Genomic DNA, 271 nt, shown 5'->3' with positions numbered 1-271 from the left:
CTGCGTCTTTGCCTCCCGTGAAATAACCGTCGCCGGGCGGTTCCGATTGATCCCCGACGTAGTACCAGGTTTTACGCATGACCGGCGCGGTGTAGTCCTCATCGCGAGCTCCTTCGGTTTGCGCTTCGCAATCGCTCGCCAGTTGCAGGCCGAAGCCGTGAAACTCGCGTTCGATGCCGTCATAAAAGGCCTTGCGATAGCTGAACCGCTGGGTCAGTTGGTTACCGCTGATCTCGTCGGTCTGAACCTGCACACTGACCAGAGGCACGGC

The 271-nt window shown here is 59.4% G+C and carries 1 protein-coding gene; it reads right to left on the bottom strand.

The genetic code is table 11. The annotated features are described in order from the left end of the window. A partial coding sequence (locus SB749_RS19515) for a toxin TcdB middle/N-terminal domain-containing protein (protein WP_410711765.1) occupies positions 1–271 on the bottom strand: 271 nt, incomplete at both ends.

Origin of the sequence: Brevibacterium sp. SIMBA_078, from assembly GCF_046534565.1 — a bacterium.
Taxonomy (GTDB): Bacteria; Actinomycetota; Actinomycetes; order Actinomycetales; family Brevibacteriaceae; genus Brevibacterium.
Note: the sequence above shows the minus strand (reverse complement) of the source record. Positions and strands in the feature narration are given on the sequence as shown.